We start from the raw sequence: 19120 nt of genomic DNA, 5'->3' as shown, positions 1-19120 counted from the left end.
CCGACCGCCGATTACGGTCGTTACGGCCGTCAATGTCCGACAATTAAGGCGAGTGAGCGAATCGGTAACGAAGGTTTATTTATTGCTAGGCATCCGAAGGTACTGCGTGAACTCGACTCATGGATGTAGCTGAGACATACTCGACTGGCAGGCGAGTCCTCATCGAACGTCCGGCTGTCGCGCTGCTGGTCGTCGTGCTTCTGTACCTGCTCGTCGATCTGATACTGAAAGCGGCGAACGTGTCCGTAGCACCCGGCGGCGTTCACCTCATCGGTGGTGAGGTCCCGCTTTCGAACCTGGCCCGGTTCCTGCTCGACGGACTCATCGTCGGGCTGGTCGTCGGCCTCGCCGGGGTCGGACTCTCGATGACGTACAGCATTCTCAACTTCGCCAATTTCGCTCACGGGGACTACATCACGACGGGCGCCTTCTCCGGCTGGCTCGTGGCGTACATCGTCGGGTTTGTCACGCTCTCGGTCGATGCCCCGTTCGGTGATATCTTCCTGTTCGGCGAATCGTCCCTCGTTTCCGTCATGAACGCCCCGCTCGCGGTCGTTCTTGGCCTCATCGCGTCGGGGCTCGGGACGGTTGCTGTCGTCCTCCTGCTCGACAGATGGGTCTACCGACCGATGCGCGACAAGGGCGGGATTCCGCTTTTGATTGCCTCTATCGGTGTCGCACTGGCACTCCGCTATGCCATCGTCTTCGTCTTCGGCACCAGTTCGTCCGGTCTGACGTCGACCAGTGATATCCCGCAGTTCGATATCCCGGTCGGCGAGGGCTCGGTTCCCATCGACCTTCACGAGATTACGCTCATCGTCGCCGCCATCGCGCTCATGTTCGGCATCCACTTCCTGCTGCAGCGGACGAAACTCGGCAAGGCGATGCGTGCGATGGCCGACAACAAGGACCTCGCGCAGGTGACCGGCATCCCGACCGAACGCGTCATCCGCGCGACGTGGATCATCGGTGGCGGTCTCGCCGGCATCGCCGGCTTCCTTATCGTGCTCGAACGCGGCGTCATCAGCTTCAACATGGGCTGGCGGCTTCTGCTGCTCATCTTCGCCGGCGTCATCCTGGGCGGAATCGGTAGCGTCTACGGGGCGATGGCCGGCGGCATCATCATCGGTATCGCCTCCCGACTCTCGCTGGTGTGGATTCCCTCCGACTTCGCTCGCGTCGCCGCGTTCACGGTCATGATTCTCGTCTTGCTCTATCGACCCGAAGGACTGTTCGGGGGGGTGAAGACCGCATGAGCGTCGGTCAGCGACTCTGGAGCGCCGTCCCCGACTCCATCAAGGAGGACGACAAACGACTCATCATCGCGCTTTTGGCCGGCACCTACCTCGTCTACGCTCTCTCACAGATTTACCTCTCGTTCATGGCGAACGCGGAAATCGTCCCGGCGGTTGCCAACTCCCTGCAGAACCTCACCTTCCTCATCGCCGTCTACGCCATCATGGCACTGGCGCTGAACCTCCACTGGGGCTACACCGGCCTCTTCAACATCGGGATTGCCGGGTTCATGGCCGTCGGCGTCTACTCGATGTCGATTCTGGCCGCGCCGCCGGGTGGCTCGCCGCCCGGGTTCGGGCTACCCGTCCCGCTTGCCATCCTCGGTGCGCTGGTCATCACAGCCATCGTCGGCGGCATCGCGGCGCTGCCGGCACTCCAACTCGAAGCCGACTACCTCGCTATCGTCACGGTCGGCCTCTCGGAAATCATCCGACTCGTCCTCAACGCCGATTACTTCTCTGGGACAGTCACCGACCCCGAATCCAGCAGCTACAACGTCGTCGAGGTCTTCGGCCTCAAGTTCGGGACCGGGGGCGGACAGGGTATCAATACGCCGCTTTCCTCACCGACGTCGTACCTCTACGGACCGGGGAGCGACCCGAACGCGCTCGGCCAGTTCGTCTACAGCCTCGGCGAGTCACTCGGCGTTAACACCAGCGTCGTCAACGGCGCCACCTACGGCCTGTTCCTGCTGGTGTTCGTCATGACTGCCTACTACATCCTGCTGGTCCGCATCGGGAACTCCCCGTTCGGCCGCGTCCTGAAGGCGATTCGGGAGGACGAACTCGTCGCCCAGTCGCTCGGCAAGGACACCCGCTGGTTCAAGGTCAAGGTCTTCATGGTCGGCTGTGCGCTGATGGGACTCGGCGGCATCCTCTGGCAGGGGACCTACGGCTTCGTCAACCCCAACACGTTCCGCCCCATCGTCACCTTCTACATCTTCACGGCGCTCATCGTCGGCGGGTCGGGGTCGAACACCGGCAGCGTCGTCGGCGGCGCCGTCTTCGCGGCGTTCCTCTTCGAGGGACCGCGACAGTTGGCACGGGTCATCGAAGCCGGCACCGAAGCGCTCCTGATTACGCTTTCGGGCCCCGGTGCCTCGATGCCCTCGCCGAACAACTTCTATGCGGCCTTCACCGCGCTGGACCCGCTGGGATGGCTCGGCTACACCATCAACAACATCAGTTCGCTCCGCTTTATCTTCCTCGGCGTCGTGCTGGTCTACCTGATGCAGAACCGCTCCGACGGCCTGCTCGGCCACCGCAAGGAAATCGCCGCGAGCGTCGACCTCAGCGACCGCGAGGGCACGGCGGCGACCGACGGAGGTGAATCCGATGAGTGACGCCCCCGAGTCGGCCGGCAGCCCCGAGGCGAAAGCCCCCGACGAACTGCCGGACGTCGAGGAAAGCGAGGTCGAGAAGGCCGCCCAGGAGACGCCGCGCGGCCTACCCTTGCGCGTCCAGAACCTCGAAAAGCACTTCGGCGGTATCACCGCCGTCGACGGCGTCTCCTTCGAGGTCGAGGAGGGCTCGCTGACCGGTCTCATCGGCCCGAACGGCGCCGGCAAATCGACGACGTTCAACTGCATCACCGGCGTCCACGAGGCCGACGCCGGGACGGTCCTGTTCAAAGGCGAGGACATCACGGGACGGAAGCCCTACGAGATCGCCGACCGCGGGCTGGTCCGGACCTTCCAGATTGCCCGCGAACTCGAGGAGATGACCGTCCTCGAGAACCTGATGCTCGCGCCACGCGGACAGATAGGTGAGAAACTCTATCGGTCGGTGACGCCCGGCCTTCGCGGCGACGTCATCGAACAGGAGGAGGACCTCCGCGAGGAGGTCTGGGAGACGCTGGAGTTCTTCGAAATCGACCACCTCGCCGAGGAGTACGCGGGCAACCTCTCGGGCGGCCAGCGAAAACTGCTCGAACTCGCTCGGGCGCTGATGGTCGACCCCGACGTGCTGCTGCTGGACGAGCCGTTTGCGGGCGTGAACCCGTCGCTGGAGGAGAAACTCCTCGACCGGGTGCACGCGCTCCGCGAGCAGGGCTACACGTTCCTGCTCGTCGAACACGACATGGACCTCATCATGGAGAACTGCGAACACGTCATCGTCATGCATCAGGGCAAGCTCCTTGCGGAGGGGCCGCCCGAGGAGATACGGAACAACGAACAGGTCATCGAGGCATATCTGGGTGAGGACATATGAGCTCCGGAACTGGCGACCAGCGGGACGTCTCGGAAGCGAGCGTCAACGCGACGGATTTCACGACGGCCGACGACAGCCTCCTGCAGGTGGGGGACCTCGACGCCGGCTACGGGGACCTGCAGATCCTCGAAGGCGTCGACATGAACGTCGAGGACGGCGAGTACGTCACCATCGTCGGGCCGAACGGTGCCGGCAAGTCGACCGTGATGAAATCCATCTTCGGGCTGACGAACCACATGGGCGGCACCGTCGAGTTCGACGGTGAGGACATCACCGGCGAGAAACCCGAGGACATCATCCACAAGGGCCTCGGCTACGTCCCCCAGTCGGACAACATCTTCTCGACGCTGTCGGTGCTGGAGAACCTCGAGATGGGTGCCTACATCCTCGACGAGGTGCCGCAGGAGCGACTCGACGAGGTCTTCGACCGCTTCCCGATTCTGGAAGAACGGAAGGACCAGAAGGCCGGCACGATGTCCGGCGGCCAACAGCAGATGCTCGCGATGGGGCGGGCGCTGATGCTCGACCCCGACCTGCTCATGCTGGACGAACCCTCGGCGGGACTGGCGCCCGACCTCGTCGACGACATGTTCGACCGCATCGACCGCATCAACGAGGCCGGAACGGCCGTCCTCATGGTCGAGCAGAACGCCAAGGAAGCGCTTCGGCGCTGTGACCGCGGTTACGTCCTCGTGCAGGGGCAGAACCGCTTTATGGACTCCGGCGACGCGCTGCTCGGCGACGAGCAGGTCCGACAGGAGTTCCTCGGCGGCTAAGTCGGTCGCGGACCTCGGAGTATCGGGTCGCGGACTGCGTTTTCGAAAGAAAAGCTGGGGTTTCGGGTTACTGGCCGAACTGGACTTCGTCGACCTCGGTGAAGTCGCGGTCCTCGACCTCGTAGACGCCGTAGGAGACGGCGACCATGTCACCGTTGTCGTCGAAGTTCGTCGCCGAGGAGGCGCCCTGATAGTTGATGTCGTCGCCGGCGTCGGCGGCCTCGATGGCCTCCGCGAGTTCGCCGGGGCCGAACTCCTCGCCTTCGGGGTTGGCGGCCCGCTGCATGTTGTCGCGGACGGCGGTGCCGTCGTTCTCGCCGGCGTAGACGTTCGCCAGCAGGCAGATGGCCGTCGCGTCGTAGGCGTGGGCGTTGAAGACGCCGGGGGAGCGGTCGTACTCCTCCTGGTAGAGTTCGTCGAAGTCCTCGCGGCCGGGACCGCTGGATTTCGGTGCGGTCCCGGTCACGTTGCCCATGTCGTTGTCGACGTTGTCCGGCAGTTCGTCGTCGATGAGTCCGTCGGTGACGACGATGTCTTCGCCGCTGTCGAAGTCGCTATAGTAGTCGCGGAACAGCTGGTTGCCCGACTCGGGGTAGCCGATGACCACGAGCATGCCCGGGCTGTCGTTGAGCGCGGACTCCAGTTGGGAGGTGTAGGAGCTCTGCTGCTGTTCGAAGGAGACCTGCTGTTTGACCTCGCCGTCGTATTCGCTCTCGAACGTGTCGGCGAAGGACTGCGAGAGCGCCTGTCCGTAGTCGTTGTTGACGTACATCGTCGCGGCGTCGGAGTTGCCGAGTTCCTCGGCACCGACCTGCGCGATGACCTGCCCCTGCAGGGCGTCGGACGGACAGGTCCGGAAGGAGTAGCCGTCGTCCTCGAGGCTCGTGATCGCCGGCGAGGTCGAGGCCGGCGAGCAGTTGACCGTCGAGTTCGGGATGGTCGACTGCTGGGTCACCTGCATGGTGACGCCGGAGGAGGCCGCGCCGGTGATGGCCGGATAGCCGGCGTCGATGAGCGCGTCGGCACCGGAGATACCGGCCTGCGGGTTCGTCTCCGTGTCCTCCTCCTGGATGTCGATGGTGTAGTCGGTCGCGCCCTCCAGCTCCGCGGCCGGCAGGATGGCGCCGTCGCGGATGGGCTGGCCGAGGTTCGCGAGGTCACCGGAAAGCGGCATCAGGACGCCCTGCTTGAGTTCGCGGCCACCGTTGCCACCGTTGCCGTTCCCGTTGCCACCGTTGCCGTTCCCATTGCCATTGCCGTTTCCGCCGCCGAGACAGCCGGCGAACGTGACGGCAGCCCCAGTGGCCCCGGCACCCTTCAATACGTCGCGTCGTTTGATGTTGCGTGGCATACCGGGTGGCTATATAAACCGGTGGGTTATAAATGTGCGCCTCATTGACATCGGTCGGGTATTTGAATCCCCGGCTGTTTCCCACCAGCGTCTCCGGAATTCGAACGGCGCGTTCGTACGGTCGGTCGCAACGATTCGCGCCGCCCGTATCAGGTACCGAACTCGACGGCGGTGTTCTCCTCGCGACAGGTCTCGAGGGCGTGTTTGGCGGCCATGCCGGCCGACTGGGCGTTGTCCGCAGAACCAACGCCGACCTTCAGGTCGACGCCGACGGCCTCCTGAACGTGTTCGATGGCGTCGGCGAACCCTTCGTGGTCGATGTCGCTGCAGACGGAGATGATGTTGTCGCCGCCGACGAAAAACGAGGGCGACTGGTGGGCCCGCCACATGTATCGCATCAACTCGGCGTAGCCCTGTTCGATGTTGATGAAGGAGTCGAACTCGTTGAGCTGGTCGGTGTACTTCGCGGTCGCGTCGTTGACGTCGAAGTGGGCGACCTGTACGTCCCCGTCGGTGCGTTCCGTCTCCGGCACGGGGTCGCCGCGGAGGATTTCCGTCCGACCTTTGTCCTGTGCGCTCCCGGCGTCCTGCAACTGGTCGGTTGCGACCCCGAGTGCCTCCCCCGGTGCGGGGTCGGCGGCGATGCTCAGGCTGATCGTCACCGGATACCGGTTCCCGACCGATTCCTGAATCAGCGCGTGGGTGTCGGTATCCAGCCCGTTCGTCACCGCGACCATGTTGTCGAAACGGGTGAAGAAGACGTAGCCGTCCCGGTTGCCGATGAGTTGGGAGAGGTCGGCGTACAGTCGCGACTGCAGCGTCTGGAGGTCCGGCTCGCGGCGTGGCTCGGGCGTGACGGTCCACGGCCCGTAGTTGTCTATCTGGATGAGCGTTACCTGCGTGTTCGTCACGCGAGGAGGTTAGCAACCCGCCGGTATTTGCCTTATCATCCGTTCCGGCGCGAGCGGCGTGCTCACCGTCGTCCGACCACGACGGCCTTTTGAGGGTTCCAGCCGACGCTTCTCGCATGCTCATCGGTATCGCCGGCGGGTCGGGGGCGGGCAAGACCACCGTCGCCCAGCAGGTCACGGAGGACGTCGCCGACGTGCACGTTCTCCCCCTCGACAACTACTATCGGGACCGCTCGACGCTCCCGCCGGAGGAACGCGCTCGCATCAACTACGACCACCCCGACGCCTTCGATTGGGAACTCGTCCGCGACCACCTCGATTCGCTCGAATCGGGCGACCACATCGAGATGCCGCAGTACGATTTCGAGGCCCACTGCCGGACCGACGAGACGGTCCACGTCGACCCCGCTCCCGTCGTCGTCATCGAGGGCATCCTCGCGCTCTACGACGATGCCGTCCGCGAACGCCTCGACCTCCGACTCTACGTCGAGACCGACGCCGACGTACGCGTCCTCCGCCGAATCCAGCGCGACGTCGAGGAACGCGGCCGCGACCTCTCGGGCGTCATCGACCAGTACCTCTCGACGGTCAAGCCCATGCACGAACAGTTCGTCCGCCCCACCAAACGCCACGCCCACCTCGTTATTCCCGAAGGCGCCAACGAGAAGGCCGTGGAGTTGCTTCGGAACCGCATCGACTAGCCACTTTTTGCACGCTCCGGCGGTTCGGCGCGCTGCGGCGCCGAACCCACCTCCGCGGCAAAAACGTGGGGAAAATATGCGCGACTCGTTCCTGCCGCGCGGCTTCGCCGCGCGTTAGTCACTCGTCGCTACGGCGCCTCACTTCGTTCGGCGCCGGGAACCGCCTCGGGGGCGACCTTCGGACGCCCCGCTCGGCGGATGCCATCTCGGGCTCTTAATTCAGCAAGCTTCGAGGTATCTCTTGTACAGGCTGCCTTAGCAGGAAATAGAGTTGATGTCCGCGAGCGCCCGTAGGGCGCGAGCGGTTCCCCGCGGGACCGAAGGGAGCGCGGGACCAAGGGCCGACCGGAGGTCCCGCGAACGGAGTGAGCGGGAGCGTTGGAAGACGAGCGAAGCGAGTCTTCCTGAGGGAGGCCCGCCGTGTCTTTTTCATGAAGGTTTTTGCCGGGCGCCGTAGGCGCCCGTGCAAAAAGTTTCAGGCGTGTTTTTCGACGTCGATATCCCACATGCCGGCCGACCGCATCGCGCGGCCGGTGGCCTTGTGGAACGAGACGATGTCCTCGAACTCGTCTTCCTCGACGTGTTCGAAGATGTCGTTGACGCTGACGACGCGCTCGTGGTTGATGCGGACGGGTTCGTCGCCGTGGTCCGCGACGAAGTCCTCCTTTTTCAGGGGGAAGTCCTCCTCTTCGTCGAGTTTCTTTGCGAGAACCGCCTGCCCGTACTTGCGTTTCCCCTCGGAGCCTTCCTCGCCGTCGGGGTCGTGGGGCCAGTCCATACCGTATGGGTCGGCCACCCGTCCCAAAAGCGTTTCCGCTCCCGGTTGCCGTGTGGACGGTTCGCAACGTTTGGACGTTTTTGTCAGAACCTTAAATCCCCGTCCTGACCCGGTCCCGGATAGACCGGAGACCCCATGCAATACTTGAAACTCAGCCTCTCGCCGACCGAGCGCGCCGTCCACCCGATAGACCGCTTTCTCGCGGGCCACGACGCGATTTCACGCGAGGCGCTCCTGCACGTCGACTCCCGGGCGGACGGGACGACGGTCCTTTTATATCGAGTGACGGGCGACGGCGAAGGCTTCGCCGACGCGCTCTCGGAGCGGGACGCCGTCCACGACCACGAGACCGTCGACCTTGCGGGCAACGGCTATCACGTCTTCGTCCACGCCGACCGAACGTCCCGGGGGAACGTCCTACTCGACGTCGCCCACGAACACGCCCTCATCGTGGATACGCCGTTGAAGTTCACCGACGATGGACTCCGGGCGACGCTAGTCGGTACCCACGAGAACCTCCGGAACGCGCTGGGTGCGATGCCCGACGCTATCGACTTCTCGGTGAACAACGCGGGAACGTACATCCCCGGCAACGAGGACTTACTGTCGCCGCTGACCGACCGCCAACTGGAGGTCTTCGAGACGGCGGTCGAGGAGGGGTACTACGACGTGCCGCGGCGGGCGACCCACAAGGACATCGCCGACAACCTCGACTGTGCGCCCTCGACGGTCGACGAACACCTCCGAAAAGCTGAATCCCGTGTGGTCACCGGGCTAATCCAGTAGCGACGCGCCCGGATAGAAAAGACGGTTGGCCCTTTTTGCCGGTACGTTATAGCTCCACGCCGCTGGGAATGAGGCTCTCGCCGCGGAGGAGGTCGCCGTCGGAATCGTAGACGAGCAGCGACGACATGTCGTAGGTGGCGAGATGGCCGTCGTCGGTTTCGAGGACGATCCGATACCGGTCGTCGTTGTCCCGTTCGGCGCCGAACTCGCGGGCGGCTTCGATGAACTCGAAGACGGAGTCGGCGTCGGCGTTCAGTTCGAGGACGTACTCGCCGGTCATCCGGTCGGCCAGCGCGACGACGCCCTCGGGGCTGTCGGCGTCGAGGGGGTCCTTGAGGCGGTAGGCGACGTCGACCTCCTCTTCGGAGAGGAGCGACCCGCCCTTGGTCAGCCGCGATTCGAGTTGTTCGGTCGGGCCTTCGTAGGTAATCGTGACGACGGGCCGCTGTGGCTCGTCCGTGGCAACACCGTCGACGGTCAGAGTGAAGTAATCACGCCGCATCCCTTGAGTATCAACACCTAGGGTGGCCGCGGACATGAACGTAACGCCATAGGAGACGCCTTCCGCCCGCGATGCGGTATCTTTTATTCCCTGCCCGGCGCGGCAAGCGGTATGTGGGTCCGCTCGGAATACGCCGGAGAACTCGCCGTCCTGTCAGCGTGGCTCTGCTCGCTCATGCCGTGGGTCGTCACGTACATCCCGACGGGCACCCAGATTCGAATACACTTCCCCTACGTCTTCATCCAGTTCACGCCCACGCTGGCCGATCTCCGGGCGTTCTCGGCGTTCGTTCACGAGGGCGCCGACGGCGCCGCGACCGAAGCGACCGCGACGGCCTACCAGTTGTGGGTCGTCGGCGCCGCCCTGCTGTCGCTCGCGCTCGTGTTGAGCATCGCCTACTACGTCTACGAAGAACGGCTCGAAGCCGAATCGCCGGTCGACCCGGTCCGTCTCATGGGCGCGCTCCTCGTCGGGGCGGGCCTGCCGCTTGCGGTCGCCTGCTACTACCTGTGGGTCGGGCTCGCGGTGTTCACGATTCCGGTCGGGGTCTTCTTCATGTTCTTCCTCGGCGGGACGCTTCTGGTCGTCGAGCGGGCTTGATTGCTGTATCGGGCGGGTGTTTTATGCCGAGCGAAGGACTACGAGGGAACGACACTGAAGACGTGGGGTTCGTCAGGAAGACTCATCGATGGCACGCAATCAAAACGAGGGGGTTCTCGATGCCGTCCGCGAACAGCTGGTACGGACAGCGGAGATGCTCCGCGGTTCGCGCGTGCCCGACGAACTATATCGACCCGGCGAACACGGACTCGTCGCCGACGACCGGACGTTCGAAGGGCGGGAAACCGACCGCTACTGGCTGAACCCGCCGTTTTCCTACGCGGTCATCACCTACGAGGAGGCGGACGACAAGCACCTCTATCACGTCGTCGAACCCCAACTCGACTCCTTCGAGGCGGAACTCGTCGAGACGCTCTACGACGACGTGCGGACGCCGCTCCTGTACGAACCGCGCGAGGGAAGCCCCGAGGAGGTCCTCCGGCAGGAACTGAAGACCCGCCTCGAACAGTACGGCATCGAGGTCGACGTCTCGGGGTTCTATCGGCTCTTCTACTACCTCTACCGGCGGTTTCAGGGTTTCGGTCGGCTCGACCCCCTGATGCACGACCCGTACATCGAGGACATCTCCTGTGACGGCTACGACGTGCCGCTGTACGCCTATCACGACGATTATCTGGACATCGAGACGAACCTCTCCTTCGCACAGGACGAACTCGACAGCTACATCGTCCGGATGGCCCAGCAGGCCGGCCGACACATCTCGGTCGGCAACCCCGTCGTCGAGACGACGCTGCAGGACGGCTCCCGCGCGGAACTGGCCCTCGGCGAGGAAGTGACGCCGCGGGGGTCGGCCTTCACCATCCGGAAGTACAGCGACGAACCGTTCACCCCCATCGACCTGCTGGAGTTCGGCACCTACTCGCTCCAGCAGATGGCCTACCTCTGGATGGCCATCGAGCACAACAAGAACATCGTCTTCGCGGGCGGGACCGCCTCGGGGAAGACCACCTCGATGAACGCCATATCGATGTTCATCCCGCCGCGGTCGAAGCTCATCACCATCGAGGACACCCGCGAACTCGCCTTATACCACGACAACTGGCTCTCGTGTGTCACCCGCGAACGGCTCGACGAGGCCGCCAACGTCACGATGTACGACCTGCTGCGGTCGGCGCTCCGACACCGGCCGGAGTACATCATCGTCGGCGAGGTCCGCGGCGAGGAAGCCATCACGCTGTTTCAGGCGATGAACACGGGCCACACCACGCTGTCGACGATGCATGCCGACTCGGTCCAGACGGTCATCAACCGACTCGAGAACGAGCCCATCAACGTGCCGCGGCCGATGGTCCAGTCGCTGGACGTCCTCTGTGTGCAGACGCTGGCCCGCTTCGGTGGCGAGCGGGTTCGCCGTGCCAAGGCCATCGCCGAGATCGAGGGCATCGACCAGCGGACCGGCGAACTCGACTACACCGGCGCCTACGAGTGGCGGTCGGCCGACGACACCTACCGGGAGGGCAACCGGAACCTCATGGACGAGATTCGCGAGGAGCGGGGCTGGAGCCAGTCGGAACTGCTCCGGGAGATGCAGCGACGCCGGAAGTTCCTCAAGTACCTCTGGGACGAGAACGTCGACCAGTACGAGCAGTTCACCGCGATGGTCAACAAGTACTACGCCGACCCCGAGACGGTGATGGAGAAGATCGCGGACGTCGAAGTGGAATCGACCGAAGCCGAACCGACGAGCACATAGATGCTCCGACTGGTCCCGCTTTTTGTCGCGGCCGTCATCCTCTGTACGTTCGCTCTCGCCCCGTACAGTTCACGCCTGAACGGGGTCCTCTCCCGGATAGCGTTCTCGCTGTTCGACGGCGGGAACCTCGCCATCGATAGAACGCGGGAACGCACGCTCCGAACCGCGGCCATCGGAACGCCGTACCGGGAGTACGCCACGAAGACCTACCTCTACACGCTGGGGTCGGCGTTCGCCGGCGCCGTCCTCGGTGTCTACGGCGGTGCCGTGGCCCTCGCTGCCGCTCGGACGCTGGGGGTCCCGACCGTGCCCTCGCTCGGCCTCTTTACCAACCTCCCGGACCTCTCGTGGGTCCCGTCGCTGCCCGGGATTCCCGAGCGGGTCGTCACCTTCGACGGAACCGTCTTCCTCGTCTTTCTGGGGTCGAGTGCCCTCCTCGGGATACTCGCCGGCGTGACGGCCTACATCGTGCGGTGGAAGCTTCCCGAGGTCCGGTCGGATACCCGTCGTCGGCAGATTGACGCGGGAATGCCGCGGATGGTCGCGTTCATCTACGCGCTGACCCGCGGCGGGATGGCCTTTCCCGACGTGATGCGGGCGCTAGCGCGCAACGACGGCGTCTTCGGCGAAGGGGCATCGGAGGTCGGCATCGCCGTTCGGAACATGGACCTGTTCAACGTCGACCTCGTGACGGCGGTCAAGGGCCTCTCCCAGCAGACGCCCTCCAACCAGTTCGAGCGGTTCTCCGAGAACCTCGGCAGCGTCCTCCAGAGCGGCCGGAACATCTCCTCGTTCCTCAACGAGGAGTACGAACGCTACCGAGAGGAAGCCGAAGAACAGCAGGAGGAGATTCTCGAGTTGCTGGCGACGACCGCCGAGGTCTACGTGACGACCGTCGTCGCCGGGATGTTGTTTCTGGTCACCATCCTGCTCATCATCGGCCTGACCGCCGGCGATACGCTGTTTATCATCCAGCTTATCGCCTATGTCATCCTGCCGGCGGGGAACCTGCTTTTCCTCGCGTATCTCTCGGAGATCACCCAGCCACTTCGAGCCTCGCGCGACGGCAATCGCGTCCTCGCGGCCGAGGCGGAGACGGGGACGCCACGACAGAACGTCGAGGCCGACGGCGGCTACACGCGCGCGGCATCGCCGGCGAACCACGACCGCCTACGCGCCTACGAGCGCCTTCGAACCCTTCGAAGCACGCTGGCGTCGCCGATACAGTCGGCCATCAACAAGCCCGTCCTCGTCTTTTACGTGACCGTCCCCATCGCCGTCGCGGTGACTGCCTATCGGCTGCCGACAGCCGTCGCCGACGGCTCCATCGACCCGCGGGCGCTCGACGACATCGTCGTACAGGCGGTGCTCTTCCTGATGGCGACCTTCGCGGTCGTCTACGAGACGAGCAAGCGCCGCCTCCGACGGCTCGAGGAGTCGGTACCGGACCTCCTGGAGCGACTGGCCAGCCTCAACGAGGCGGGCATCGCCGTCGTCTCCTCGTTCGACCGCGTTCGCAGCAGCGACATCGCCGCCCTCGACGAGGAGGTCGACCGCATCTGGCGGGACATCCAGTTGGGCGCGACGGTCGCACAGGCGCTGGAGCGCTTCGAAACGCGGGTCCAGACGCCCTCCATCACGCGGGTTGTCACGCTCATCACCAACGCGATGCGGGCCTCCAACGAAATCGGGCCGGTGCTCCGCATCGCCGCCGAGCAGGCGCGTGCCGACCAGCGGCTTCGCCGCCAGCGCCGACAGGAGATGTTCACGTACCTCGTGGTCATCTACGTCTCCTTCGTGGTCTTTCTCATCGTCATCATGGCGCTGGACTACGTCCTCATTCCGAACCTCCCGGATACCGGTTCCATCGGCGGTACCGGGGCCGGCAGTGGCAGCTTCCTCAGCGGCTTCGAGAGTGGCGACAGGGACGCCTATCGGCTCGCCTTCTTCCATACGGCCATCATCCAGTCGGCGCTGTCCGGACTCGTCGGCGGCATGATGGGCGCCGGCTCCATCAAGGACGGCGTCAAACACGCGACGATCATGCTGACTATCACTTATATCATCCTGACGCTCTTGGGCTGACTGTCCGTCCCGGTCGGCCCTGACCGTCGCGCTCTTGTGACCGCCCGGAATAGGAGGGGTATGGACGACCGGCAGGGCGTACGCGACACCTACGAATACATCGCCGAGCACTTCGCGACGACGCGGGAGTATCCGTGGCCCGAAGTCGAGTCCTTCTGTGCCGACCGGACGGTCGACACCGCGCTGGACCTCGGTTGTGGCAACGGGCGCCACGTCGAGTTGCTCACCAAGCACGCCGACCGCGTCCTCGGGCTTGATATCAGTCGCGAACTGCTGACCATCGCCGCCGACCGCGTCCCGTCGGCGACGCTCATCGAGGGCGACGCCTCCCGCCTGCCGCTGGCCGACGGGTCGGTCGGCCTCGCCGTCTACGTCGCCACGCTCCATCACCTGCCGAGCCCGGCGCTTCGCCGCGCGAGTCTGGACGAACTGGCGCGCGTCCTCGATGGCTCGGCGCTGGTCAGCGCGTGGAGTACGGCCCACGACCGCTTCGACGCGGACGCCGACGCCGACGAGGGGTTCGATACGGAAATCGATTGGACGCTCCCCGGCGGCGAGACGGTTCCCCGGTTCTATCACATCTACGCGCCCGAAGAATTCGATGCGGACCTCGAAGCGAGTGCACTGTCCGTCGAACGCTCGTGGATTTCGAGTGGGAACTGCTATGCGGTCGTCGAAGCGGAGTGACGCTGGTCGGAAACACGCTATCCTAGTCTTCGGCTGTAGCATCCGCCGAGCGACTACCGCGCGCCGTTAGGCGCGCGACAGGAGCGAGTCGCGCATCTTTTCCCCATGTTTTTGCACGGCCGCTCGCCATCGACGAGCGGCCGTGCAAAAAGTGGTAGTGCGCGGTCCGGGATTTTGAACCGGAGCAAGACAGTCCGGGCCTGCGGCGCTTCGCGCCGTTCCGGGCTGTGACTGGCAGGGTTCAAATCCCGGGGAGGACCTCCGAACTACGCCGAGACGTGCTCGTTCGCTTCGCTCACTCCGCGCGACTCGTCTACTTCGGAGCCCTCGGGCAATTCTCACAGCGCTGCCGCTCACGACGTTCGCGGCGTCTGTGAGAATATGCCCGGGACAAGAATCCTGCCTCACGCGAAGCAGGTAGCGCTTCGCTGTCGCTCAGCGCTACTGCGTTGGTTCGGCAGGAATATGCGCGGTCCGGGATTTGAACCCGGGTCGATGGCTTGGAAGGCCATAGTCATGCCGCTAGACCAACCGCGCAAGCATGTGGATTTTCACCGTCTCCGTTTAAGTCAATTTTCCTTTGGGTCGGGCGGTCGGGTCGAAAACGAACGATGAATCCCGCGAAGATTTATTGTGGGTGAAGAATCTCAACGGTAACAACGTCTGAGCGCGCGGTATACCAGAGCATCGTGCCCTCTATGCCGCGTGGATGAATCGAACCGCACTAAAAAGACCCGTACGTCCGGGCAATAACATTAAATAGACGTTTACGAATCAACAGGTGGAACTAATGAACGACATATGTGGAGGGTTCCCGTATCGCTTGGGTCAATGCGCGGTCGCCGAACGGAGGAACCGTGAGTAGCGATAGCGACTCGGGAGAGGGCGACGAACTCGACGAGTTCGAGTTCGGCGACCCTCGGGGGGACGACGAGCGACCCGACGTGGAGGACCAACCGGAAGCCGACCGGTCGAACGTCGACGCATCGACGGACGGCCAGCAATCAGAGGGAACGCCCGCCGTCAGCAGGGAGGTCGAAGGCGACCGGACGCTGGTTTCGGACCACCCCATCAAGGGTGAAATCCTCCGGGAGGTAAACGAGTACTTCGAGGAGGCGAACATCGACCAGTCGTTCGCCGAGCGGCCGGACTTCGACTTCATCAAGGGTCGCTTCTTCGATTTCTCGTATCTCGATAATCACGAAGAAATCGACCGCCTCTGGGTCAACAAGCCGTACGCCTACGTCTCTATTCTCCGGCGTGACGGCGAGGACAAACTCCGGTATCACGTCCACGAACCGCATCTGACGGAGTTCGAGGAGTACGTCCGGGAGGACCTCGTCAAGATCCTCCGGAACAGCCTGATGTATCAGGACTTGGAGGACGAGGACGACCGGGAGGCCATCTTCGAGCGGAAGGCCAAGGAGATCATCTCCGACCACGCGGCGGCGACCATCGAGGACGGTTCGCTGCTCAAACTCAAATACTACCTCCTGCGGGATTTCGTCCATCTCGGCCCCATCGACCCGGTGATGCGGGACCCCCACATCGAGGACGTCTCGTGTGACGGCATCGAGATTCCGGTGTACGTCTACCACGCCGAACACCGGGACCTGCCGTCGAACATCACCTTCGACAAGCAGGAACTGTCGTCGTTCGCCCTTCGCTTGGCCCAGCGTGCGGGCGAACAGGTGTCGGTCTCGGAGCCACTGATGGACGGGACGCTTCCCGACGGCTCCCGCGTTCAGTTGACCTTCGGTTCCGACGTAGCGACCCGTGGGTCGAACTTCACGATTCGGAAGTTCGCCAACATCCCCTTCACGCCCATCGACCTCGTCGAGCGCGGCACCTTCAGCGTCGAGCAGATGGCCTACTTCTGGCTGGCCATCGAGAACAACCGCTCGCTCATCTTCTCGGGCGGGACGGGGTCGGGGAAGACGACCTCGATGAACGCCGTGTCGATGTTCATCCCCGAGGACGCGAAGGTGGTCTCCATCGAGGACACCCGCGAAATCAAACTCCCCCACGACAACTGGATCCAGAGCCTAACGCGGGAATCGCTGACCGCGGAGGGCCGCGGGCAGGTGTCGATGTACGAACTCCTGCAGGCGGCGCTCCGACAGCGGCCCGAGTACCTGCTGGTCGGCGAGATTCGAACCGAGCAGAACGTCGCGTTCACCTTCTTCCAGGCCATCGGGACCGGCCACACGGCGTATACGACGATTCACGCCGAAAGCGTCGAGGGCGTGCTCAACCGGCTGGAGAACCAGCCGCTGAACGTCCCCGTCCAGATGATTCTGGAGTTGGACATCATCTCCATTCAAAAGCAGACGTTCCAGGACGGCGACCGCGTCCGCCGCAACGACGGCGTGACTGAAATCTTGCCGAGCGGCGACGCCGAGGACTCCATCCGCGCCATCGACGTCTTCGACCGCGACGCCGAGGCCGACACCATCCAGCGGGTGAACAACTCGCAGGTGTTGCAGGAGATCGCCGACGACCGCGGGTGGAGCGGTCGCGAACTCGCCGAGGAACTCCGAAAGCGGCGCGAGTTCCTCCAGTATCTCGTCGACAATGAGATCGACGACTACGCCGAGGTGACCTCGGCCATCCACATGTTCGGCAACAGCGAATCGGAACTGATGGAGAAGGTCGAGGCGGGCACGCTAACCGTCGAGGACATCCGAGAGGAATGAGCGGAGAAACCATCGAGGATACGAGTCCGATTCCGGACTACGAGCTCGAGCAGTACTTCCCGGAGCGACACGACCTCTCGGATTCCGACCGCGAACGGCTCCGCGAACAGCACGGCCGGATTCGCACGTGGTTCCTGATGAACCCCGAGCGGTTCCGCCACCTTCAGCGGTGGCTCAATCAGGCCCGTATGGGCTATACCTACGATATCTACCTCACTCGCGTCGTCGGCTACACGCTCATCGCGACTGCCGTCGGCCTGTTCCTCGGCTCCCTGCTTACCGTTCAGATGATTACCTTCGGCGGCTTTGCCGCCGTCGGTATCGAATCGACACTGGTTGCTGCCCTCTTGAGCGTCTTCATCGTCGTGTTCTCGACGGCGCTGTTCGCCGTCGGCGCCTTCGCGACCGGATATTATTATCCGCGGATGCAGGTCGGCACCCGCGAGCGGAACATCAACGTCGTGCTTCCGCACGCCATCGTCTACATGTACGCGTTGAGCCACGGCGGGATGAACACCTTCGAGGTGGTCAAGGAACTCGCCGACGCCGAGGAGGTCTACGGGGAGGTCTCCAACGAGTTCGACATGGTCGTCCGCGACGTCGAGTTGTTCGGCAACGACCTCTTTACGGCGCTTCGGGACGCGCGCAACCTGACGCCCAGCGAGAACCTCGAACAGTTCATCGACGACATGATATCGGTGCTGGATTCAGGCAGCGACTTCGCGACCTTCCTCGAAGACGAGGCCGAGACCTACATGGACGAGGCCCGCGACGAACAGGACAGTTTCCTCGGAACGCTGTCGATTCTCTCGGAGATATTCGTCGTCGCCTTCGTCGCCGCGCCGCTGTTCCTCATCGTCACCCTGCTCGTCATCAGCCTGCTCGGCGGTGACGCGCTCTTGCAGACGTACTTCCTCGTCTACGTCGGCCTGCCCTTCGGCATGCTCGCCTTCCTCATCGCGGTCGACGTCCTCTCGAAGCCCTACGCCGAACACACCGACCAACTGGAGATCGAAGACGAGGAGTTCAGCCGGGAGTGGGGCCCGCAGGTGACCGAACACTCGCTGTACGAGGACTACGAGGCCGAAAAGCAACGCGCGGCCCGCCGGGAGATGCTGTCGAATCCCATCCAGCACATCCGCAACCGAAGCCCGCTGCTTTCCCTCGTGGTGAGCGCTCCCATCGCTCTGTTCTGTATCCTGTTCCTGCTCGGTACCGGCGCCGTCCCGATGTCGCTGTCCGGCATGCTCGATGCGCCCATCGAATCGACTATCGGCCTGTTCGTCGTCCCGTTCCTTATCGCGACGGTCCCGCTGACCCTCTTTTATGAGGCCAAGCGGCGCCGGCAGAAGCGCATCGAGAAGCGCTTCCCAGATACGCTGAACATCCTCTCCAGCGCCAACCAGATGGGCATCCGACTCGTCGACGCGCTGAACCTCGTCGCGCGGTGGTCAGAGGGCGTCCTCGCCGAGGAACTCCGCAAGGTGCGCAACGACATCCGCTGGAATCACGACATCGAACGGGCGCTGTTGCAGTTCGCCAACCGCCTGCGCGTCCCGCAGGTCACCCGGACGATGAAACTCATCGCCAAGGGCAACTACTCCTCCAGCGACCTCTCGGAAATCATCTCCATCGCCGCGGAGGACACCCGCAACCGCCACCAGATCGAACGCAAGCGCCGCAGCGAGATGAGCGCCTACACGGCCATCGTCATCATCGGCTTCCTCGTCTACCTCGCGGTCGTCGTCATGCTGGATACCAGCTATCTGACCCCGATTAGCCAACTGACGACGACGGCCGCCGAGGGCGCCGGACAGAACGCCGCCGCGGGCGGCGCCGCCGGCGTCATCAACGTGGGACAGGTTCCGGTCGACATCTACCGGACGGTCTTCTTCCACTCGGCGCTCATCCAGGGCATCGGCAGCGGCCTGCTGGCCGGCAAACTCGCGGAGAACAACGTCCTCGCGGGGCTGAAATACAGCATCGGACTCGTCGTCATCACCCTCGTGGTCTTCATGCTCATCTAA

Annotated in this window: 16 protein-coding genes and 1 tRNA gene; 12 read left to right on the top strand and 5 right to left on the bottom strand. The window is 63.9% G+C overall.

The annotated features are described in order from the left end of the window. Positions 1–119 precede the first annotated feature (119 nt). The 4 genes from U5914_RS02035 to U5914_RS02020 are packed head-to-tail and all read left to right on the top strand — an operon-like array spanning position 120 to position 4282. Positions 120–1256, top strand: coding sequence for a branched-chain amino acid ABC transporter permease (locus tag U5914_RS02035; RefSeq protein WP_336133783.1), 1137 nt, complete (start codon positions 120–122; stop codon positions 1254–1256). Continuing rightward, complete coding sequence (locus tag U5914_RS02030; protein ID WP_336133782.1) at positions 1253–2638, top strand: branched-chain amino acid ABC transporter permease; 1386 nt, start codon at positions 1253–1255, stop codon at positions 2636–2638. The genes U5914_RS02035 and U5914_RS02030 overlap by 4 nt, the downstream gene beginning before the upstream one ends. Continuing rightward, positions 2631–3506 carry an ABC transporter ATP-binding protein gene (locus U5914_RS02025; RefSeq protein WP_336133781.1) on the top strand — a complete coding sequence of 292 codons (876 nt, stop codon included), beginning with the start codon at positions 2631–2633 and terminating at the stop codon, positions 3504–3506. Before U5914_RS02030 ends, U5914_RS02025 begins: the two co-directional genes overlap by 8 nt. Next, on the top strand, positions 3503–4282 hold the full coding sequence (locus U5914_RS02020; RefSeq protein WP_336133780.1) for an ABC transporter ATP-binding protein: 780 nt from the start codon (positions 3503–3505) through the stop codon (positions 4280–4282). The genes U5914_RS02025 and U5914_RS02020 overlap by 4 nt, the downstream gene beginning before the upstream one ends. A gap of 67 nt (positions 4283–4349) precedes the next feature. Here U5914_RS02020 and U5914_RS02015 read toward each other — a convergent pair whose 3' ends face one another. Further along, a complete protein-coding gene (locus U5914_RS02015; RefSeq protein WP_336133779.1) occupies positions 4350–5633 on the bottom strand; it encodes an ABC transporter substrate-binding protein in 1284 nt (427 codons plus the stop codon). A gap of 149 nt (positions 5634–5782) precedes the next feature. Beyond that, complete coding sequence (locus tag U5914_RS02010; protein WP_336133778.1) at positions 5783–6544, bottom strand: GTP cyclohydrolase III; 762 nt, start codon at positions 6542–6544, stop codon at positions 5783–5785. A gap of 116 nt (positions 6545–6660) precedes the next feature. Between U5914_RS02010 and udk the strand changes: the two genes are divergently transcribed. Next, positions 6661–7245, top strand: coding sequence for a uridine kinase (udk, locus tag U5914_RS02005; RefSeq protein ID WP_336133777.1), 585 nt, complete (start codon positions 6661–6663; stop codon positions 7243–7245). Between the two features lie 475 nt (positions 7246–7720). Here the strand turns inward: udk and U5914_RS02000 are convergent, their stop codons facing one another. Further along, the gene (locus tag U5914_RS02000; protein ID WP_336133776.1) at positions 7721–8023 is read right to left on the bottom strand and encodes a DUF5785 family protein; all 303 of its coding nucleotides are present in this window, start codon (positions 8021–8023) and stop codon (positions 7721–7723) included. Between the two features lie 135 nt (positions 8024–8158). Between U5914_RS02000 and U5914_RS01995 the strand changes: the two genes are divergently transcribed. Next, complete coding sequence (locus U5914_RS01995) at positions 8159–8809, top strand: helix-turn-helix domain-containing protein (RefSeq protein WP_336133775.1); 651 nt, start codon at positions 8159–8161, stop codon at positions 8807–8809. A 46-nt stretch (positions 8810–8855) separates the two neighbouring features. Here U5914_RS01995 and U5914_RS01990 read toward each other — a convergent pair whose 3' ends face one another. Next, positions 8856–9311 (bottom strand): DUF5793 family protein, encoded by a 456-nt coding sequence (locus U5914_RS01990; RefSeq protein WP_418766737.1) that lies wholly within the window; start codon positions 9309–9311, stop codon positions 8856–8858. Between the two features lie 111 nt (positions 9312–9422). Between U5914_RS01990 and U5914_RS01985 the strand changes: the two genes are divergently transcribed. The 4 genes from U5914_RS01985 to U5914_RS01970 all read left to right on the top strand — a co-directional run bounded on the left by U5914_RS01985 (position 9423) and on the right by U5914_RS01970 (position 14397). After that, positions 9423–9911 (top strand): DUF7549 family protein, encoded by a 489-nt coding sequence (locus U5914_RS01985; protein WP_336133772.1) that lies wholly within the window; start codon positions 9423–9425, stop codon positions 9909–9911. Between the two features lie 88 nt (positions 9912–9999). Next, complete coding sequence (locus tag U5914_RS01980) at positions 10000–11625, top strand: type II/IV secretion system ATPase subunit (protein ID WP_336133771.1); 1626 nt, start codon at positions 10000–10002, stop codon at positions 11623–11625. Beyond that, a complete protein-coding gene (locus U5914_RS01975) occupies positions 11626–13710 on the top strand; it encodes a type II secretion system F family protein (protein ID WP_336133770.1) in 2085 nt (694 codons plus the stop codon). 60 nt (positions 13711–13770) lie between these two features. After that, entirely contained in the window at positions 13771–14397 is a 627-nt protein-coding gene (locus U5914_RS01970; protein WP_336133769.1) for a class I SAM-dependent methyltransferase, read from the top strand. Positions 14398–14863: 466 nt separating this feature from the next. On the opposite strand, the gene U5914_RS01965 is transcribed toward U5914_RS01970, so the two are convergent. After that, positions 14864–14934: transfer RNA gene (locus U5914_RS01965), tRNA-Gly, on the bottom strand. A 320-nt stretch (positions 14935–15254) separates the two neighbouring features. Here U5914_RS01965 and U5914_RS01960 point away from each other — a divergent pair. Together U5914_RS01960 and U5914_RS01955 are read left to right on the top strand one after the other, a co-directional pair. Further along, positions 15255–17093: a type II/IV secretion system ATPase subunit gene (locus U5914_RS01960; RefSeq protein ID WP_336133767.1), complete on the top strand. Its 1839-nt coding sequence runs from the start codon at positions 15255–15257 to the stop codon at positions 17091–17093. Further along, entirely contained in the window at positions 17090–19120 is a 2031-nt protein-coding gene (locus U5914_RS01955) for a type II secretion system F family protein (protein ID WP_336133765.1), read from the top strand. Before U5914_RS01960 ends, U5914_RS01955 begins: the two co-directional genes overlap by 4 nt.

The organism is Natronomonas amylolytica (assembly GCF_037031205.1).
Classification (GTDB): Archaea; Halobacteriota; Halobacteria; order Halobacteriales; family Haloarculaceae; genus Natronomonas; species Natronomonas amylolytica.
This window is presented reverse-complemented; position numbering and strand designations above follow the sequence as displayed.

Coding starts and splice junctions, on each gene's coding strand:
- U5914_RS02020 (WP_336133780.1), top strand. CDS start 3,503: ATGAGCTCCGGAACTGGCGACCAGCGGGACGTCTCGGAAGCGAGCGTC.
- U5914_RS01995 (WP_336133775.1), top strand. CDS start 8,159: ATGCAATACTTGAAACTCAGCCTCTCGCCGACCGAGCGCGCCGTCCAC.
- U5914_RS01975 (WP_336133770.1), top strand. CDS start 11,626: ATGCTCCGACTGGTCCCGCTTTTTGTCGCGGCCGTCATCCTCTGTACG.
- U5914_RS01980 (WP_336133771.1), top strand. CDS start 10,000: ATGGCACGCAATCAAAACGAGGGGGTTCTCGATGCCGTCCGCGAACAG.
- U5914_RS02025 (WP_336133781.1), top strand. CDS start 2,631: ATGAGTGACGCCCCCGAGTCGGCCGGCAGCCCCGAGGCGAAAGCCCCC.
- U5914_RS02035 (WP_336133783.1), top strand. CDS start 120: ATGGATGTAGCTGAGACATACTCGACTGGCAGGCGAGTCCTCATCGAA.
- U5914_RS01955 (WP_336133765.1), top strand. CDS start 17,090: ATGAGCGGAGAAACCATCGAGGATACGAGTCCGATTCCGGACTACGAG.
- U5914_RS02015 (WP_336133779.1), bottom strand. CDS start 5,633: ATGCCACGCAACATCAAACGACGCGACGTATTGAAGGGTGCCGGGGCC.
- U5914_RS02000 (WP_336133776.1), bottom strand. CDS start 8,023: ATGGACTGGCCCCACGACCCCGACGGCGAGGAAGGCTCCGAGGGGAAA.
- U5914_RS01985 (WP_336133772.1), top strand. CDS start 9,423: ATGTGGGTCCGCTCGGAATACGCCGGAGAACTCGCCGTCCTGTCAGCG.
- U5914_RS02030 (WP_336133782.1), top strand. CDS start 1,253: ATGAGCGTCGGTCAGCGACTCTGGAGCGCCGTCCCCGACTCCATCAAG.
- U5914_RS01990 (WP_418766737.1), bottom strand. CDS start 9,311: ATGCGGCGTGATTACTTCACTCTGACCGTCGACGGTGTTGCCACGGAC.
- U5914_RS01970 (WP_336133769.1), top strand. CDS start 13,771: ATGGACGACCGGCAGGGCGTACGCGACACCTACGAATACATCGCCGAG.
- udk (WP_336133777.1), top strand. CDS start 6,661: ATGCTCATCGGTATCGCCGGCGGGTCGGGGGCGGGCAAGACCACCGTC.